We start from the raw sequence: 1,157 nt of genomic DNA on the forward strand, positions 1-1,157 counted from the left end.
ATAATCACAGACCACGACCTTCTGGCCCGCCAAGGGGCTGGATATCTCGGTCGGATCGAGAATGAACAGCACTTTGTCGTAGCGCAGCGTCAATGATTGCGACAGGGTACGGACTTCCTTGCGGCACATGGCGCCATCAAGGTTCTCATGGTCGGCCAGCGCTCGGTGCATGTCCTTCGGATTGCGCGGCGGTTTGCCAAAGCGACGATTGAAGTCGGCCATGAACTCAGGCGCATAGGCATTGGCTGCCTCGATCGTGTCGATACCGCGAAGCCGCATCTCCTTCACCAGCCGATCTTGCAATGTCTGATTGGCACGCTCCACCCGGCCCTTGGCCTGCGGAGTGTTGGCGCAGATAATGTCGATGTTCAGCTCATAGAGTGCCCGACCGAACTGCGTCAGACCACTCGTGCGGTCTTTATCCGATGCATGGGTGGAGCGAAAGACGCCGTGCTTGTCGCTGTAGAAGGCCAACGGCTTGCCCCATTGCTGCAAATAGGCCTTCGTCGCATGCAGATAGTCGAACGTATTCTCTGAGCCAGCAAATCGAAGATGTAAAAGCTTTCCTGTCGCGTCATCGATATAGACGAGCAGGGCGCATTTTGGCCCGCGGTTCTCGAACCACCAGTGATGCGACCCATCGATCTGCACCAGTTCGCCAAAGCAGTCGCGCCGGCCGCGTGGCTGGAAAACGCGCTTCTTGCGTTCTCGGCGTGAGACCCAGATACCAGCCTCGGTCATCCATTGTCGCAGCGTCTCCTTGGCGACAGAGATCCGGTGCAGCTCGATCAGCTTCTCACGCGCCAGTGTCGGACCGAAATCCAGATAACGTTCGCGGATCAGATCCAGTGCCGCATTGCGAAACTCCTCGCTATGGCGCCGGTTACTTGGGCGCGATCGCTTCTTGGAAACAAGGCCAGCCGGACCATCCCGGTCATAAGCCTGCAGCAGCCGATGGACCTGACTTCGACTGAGGTCGAGCAGCTCGGCGGACTGGACAACGCTCAGGCGTTCGTCACGGATCTTTTGGATGACTTCGAGGCGATGCAATTCTTTCTGAGACATGGTGATTAAGCAGGACATGACGACTCCGACCGCTCATGGTCTCGACCAGGCTGAAGGTCGTCATCCTTGCTCCCAACGTTGGCTTTGACCAG

The 1,157-nt window shown here is 57.6% G+C and carries 1 protein-coding gene; it reads right to left on the reverse strand.

Annotated elements, in window-relative coordinates:
- Window positions 1–1,083, reverse strand: a 1,083-nt coding sequence (locus LH464_RS24350) for an ISNCY family transposase (protein WP_226788974.1), incomplete at its 3' end; no start/stop codon positions are given.
- Window positions 1,084–1,157: the final 74 nt, after the last annotated feature.

The organism is Pseudorhizobium xiangyangii (assembly GCF_020531965.1).
Taxonomy (GTDB): domain Bacteria; phylum Pseudomonadota; class Alphaproteobacteria; order Rhizobiales; family Rhizobiaceae; genus Neorhizobium; species Neorhizobium xiangyangii.